Origin of the sequence: Streptomyces sp. NBRC 110611, assembly GCF_001590865.1 — a bacterium.
Classification (GTDB): Bacteria; Actinomycetota; Actinomycetes; order Streptomycetales; family Streptomycetaceae; genus Streptomyces.
In genome coordinates this window covers 352,419-355,562 of sequence record NZ_BBUY01000006.1, presented here as the reverse complement: position 1 = coordinate 355,562, position 3,144 = coordinate 352,419, and the positions used below count along the sequence as shown (strand labels likewise).

Sequence of the window (3,144 nt, the reverse complement as noted above, 5' to 3'; positions counted from 1 at the left end):
GGGGATGACGGAGCACGACTTCCGGGTGAACTTCCCGACCGTCCGGGCGGCGACCATCCTCACCCCCGACGCCACCGGCGTGGCCGGTCTGCTCGCCGCGGTCCGCGACCCGGAGAAGGACACGCTGGCGGCGGAGCGGGCCGAGCTGAAGGAGCACCTGCTGGGTCCGTCGGAACCGCCGTCGTCGGTCCGCTTCAACCTGGCCGCGCGGGCCCTGTGCGCCAAGGCCGACGAGCGGCGCGTCCGGATGGAGAAGCGGCTGACCGGCATCCCCGGGCAGCGCACCCAGGAGGAGAAGGCCATGGACGCCGCCGAGGCGGCCGAACGCAAGGCCAGTGGCGCCTCGGATGCGGCGGCCGCCGTCTGAGGCACAGCGGGCCGTGCACGGCCGCGCAGGGCGGCTCTGAGCGCAGTGGGCCCGGGCCCTGTGGACGTTTCCACAGGGGCCCGGGCCCACTCGTCGTATCCGTCGGAACGGGCCGCGGTGACCGTCGGAACGGTCGCGGTGCCCGTCGGATCAGAACGGCCGGAAGCCCTCGTACTCCTGGGCGGCCTCGTCGCGCTCCGCGTCGCGGTCCCGGCGGCGCTGGGCGGCCGGGCGCGGGGCCTCGAAGCGGTGGTCCTCGCCACGGCGGCCGAGCATCTCCGCGCCGGCCGTCATCGACGGCTCCCAGTCGAAGACCACGGCGTTGTCCTCGGGGCCGATCGCCACCCCGTCCATCGCCCGGGCGCCCAGCTTGAGGAGCTCGTCCTCGACGCCGAGGCGGTTGAGCCGGTCGGCGAGGTAGCCCACCGCCTCGTCGTTGTTGAAGTCCGTCTGACGGACCCAGCGTTCGGGCTTCTCGCCCCGTACCCGGAAGAACCCGTCGCCCTCGCGCGTCACCGTGAAGCCGGCGTCGTCCACGGCCTTGGGCCGGATCACGATCCGGGTGGCCTCCTGGACGGGCTTGGCGGCGCGGGCCCGGGCGACGATGTCGGCGAGCGCGTACGACAGCTCCTTCAGGCCCTGGCGGTCGACCGCGGAGACCTCGAAGACGCGGTAGCCGCGCTCCTCCAGGTCGGGCCGGATCATCTCGGCGAGGTCCTTGCCGTCGGGGATGTCGACCTTGTTCAGGACGACCACCCGCGGCCGGTCCTCCAGGCCGCCGTACTGGGCCAGCTCCGCCTCGATGACGTCGAGGTCGGTGACCGGGTCGCGCTGCGACTCCAGGGTCGCGGTGTCCAGGACGTGGACGAGGACCGCGCAGCGCTCGACGTGCCGGAGGAACTCCAGGCCCAGGCCCTTGCCCTGGCTGGCGCCGGGGATCAGCCCCGGTACGTCCGCGATGGTGTAGACCGTCGCACCGGCCGTGACCACGCCGAGGTGGGGCACCAGCGTCGTGAACGGGTAGTCGGCGATCTTGGGCTTGGCGGCGGAGAGGACCGAGATCAGGGAGGACTTCCCGGCGCTCGGGTAGCCGACGAGCGCGACGTCCGCGACGGTCTTGAGCTCCAGGACGATGTCGCGGGTCTCACCGGGCTCGCCGAGCAGCGCGAAGCCGGGGGCCTTGCGGCGGGCGGAGGCGAGCGCGGCGTTGCCGAGCCCACCGCGGCCGCCCTGACCGGCGACGAAGGTGGTGCCCTGGCCGACCAGGTCGGCGACGACCTCGCCGTTCTTGTCGAGCACGACCGTGCCGTCCGGCACCGGCAGGACCAGGTCCTGGCCGTTCTTGCCCTCCCGGTTGTCACCGGCGCCGGGCTGCCCGTTGGTGGCCTTGCGGTGCGGGTGGTGGTGGTAGTCGATGAGGGTGGTGACGTCCTGGTCGACCACCAGGATCACATCGCCGCCCCGGCCGCCGTTGCCGCCGTCCGGGCCGCCGAGCGGCTTGAACTTCTCCCGGTGCACGGAGGCACAGCCGTGGCCTCCGTTACCCGCGGCGACGTGCAGTTCGACGCGGTCCACGAAGGTGGTCATGGTGGGTGCCTCCAGGTGGTGCGGAGTTGTCTGTCTCGTTGTCTCTGTCGTAACACGCCAAGGGCGGACCGGCCTTCCCGCTCTCGCGAGAAAAGGCGGTCCGCCCCTGGGTGGTGCTGTGGTGCGTCCGGGCCGGAATTACTCGGCGACCGGAACGATGTTCACGACCTTGCGGCCACGGTGGGTGCCGAACTGCACCGCGCCGGGCTGCAGGGCGAACAGGGTGTCGTCGCCGCCGCGGCCGACGCCCGTGCCCGGGTGGAAGTGGGTGCCACGCTGGCGGACCAGGATCTCACCGGCGAGGACGGCCTGACCGCCGAAGCGCTTCACGCCGAGCCGCTGAGCATTGGAATCGCGACCGTTCCGAGTGGACGATGCGCCCTTCTTGTGTGCCATGTCTCCTCAGTCCCTTACTTCGCCGGAGCGTCGATGCCGGTGATCTTCAGCGCCGTGTGGAGCTGGCGGTGGCCGATCCGCTTCTTGTAACCGGTCTTGTTCTTGTACTTCTGGATCCGGATCTTGTCGCCCTTGTGGTGGTCCACGACCTCGGCCTGGACCTTCACGCCGGCCAGGACCCACGGGTCGCTGGTGACCGCGTCACCGTCGACGACCAGCAGCGTCGAGAGCTCGACGGTGTCGCCCACCTTGTTGGTGGCCATACGGTCAACTTCGATGACGTCGCCGACAGCAACCTTCTGCTGACGGCCGCCGGTGCGCACGATCGCGTACACGCGGAGCTCTCTTTCGCTAGGTAACGGATCCTCTGATGCCAGCCGCTCTCACGGGCTCGGGACAGCCCGTGGAATCCGAGGGGACGAGCGGCCTCCCTCGGCGAACCGAGAGGTGTTTGCTCAGGGGTTCGGGTCTGCGACACCAATGGTTCCCAGACACCGACGGTCAAGGTTACGGGGCCTTGACCAGGGGGTCAAACCGGCCCCGGGCCGCTGACGGCCCGGGGCACGGTCTGGCCGGTCAGTCCTCCGCGGAAGCGGACACCGACGGTGCCGAGGCCTGCTCGGCGGCAGCGGTCTTCTTGGCCGCGGCCTTCTTCGTCGTCGTCTTCTTCGCAGTGGTCTTCTTCGCCGTGGCCTTCTTGGCGGTGGTGGTCTTCTTCGCCGCCGCCTTCTTGGCCGTGGTCTTCTTCGCCGCGGTCTTCTTGGCGGTGGTGGTCTTCTTCGCCGCCGCCTTCT

General features: G+C 70.8%; 4 protein-coding genes and 1 pseudogene. 1 reads left to right on the top strand and 4 read right to left on the bottom strand.

Features of this window, described 5'->3' with window-relative positions; genetic code table 11:
* Positions 1–367, top strand: a pseudogene (locus tag AZE13_RS17125) (hypothetical protein); the annotation flags it as partial.
* A gap of 150 nt (positions 368–517) precedes the next feature.
* Here AZE13_RS17125 and obgE read toward each other — a convergent pair.
* The 4 genes from obgE to AZE13_RS35680 form a co-directional block, all read right to left on the bottom strand.
* Positions 518–1,954, bottom strand: a complete 1,437-nt coding sequence (gene obgE / locus AZE13_RS17120) for a GTPase ObgE (RefSeq protein WP_066931929.1) — start codon at positions 1,952–1,954, stop codon at positions 518–520.
* A gap of 138 nt (positions 1,955–2,092) precedes the next feature.
* On the bottom strand, positions 2,093–2,350 hold the full coding sequence (gene rpmA / locus AZE13_RS17115) for a 50S ribosomal protein L27 (protein WP_066931927.1): 258 nt from the start codon (positions 2,348–2,350) through the stop codon (positions 2,093–2,095).
* Between the two features lie 14 nt (positions 2,351–2,364).
* Complete coding sequence (gene rplU / locus AZE13_RS17110) at positions 2,365–2,685, bottom strand: 50S ribosomal protein L21 (protein WP_066931925.1); 321 nt, start codon at positions 2,683–2,685, stop codon at positions 2,365–2,367.
* Between the two features lie 241 nt (positions 2,686–2,926).
* A partial coding sequence (locus AZE13_RS35680) for a hypothetical protein (protein ID WP_181690361.1) occupies positions 2,927–3,144 on the bottom strand: 218 nt, incomplete at its 5' end.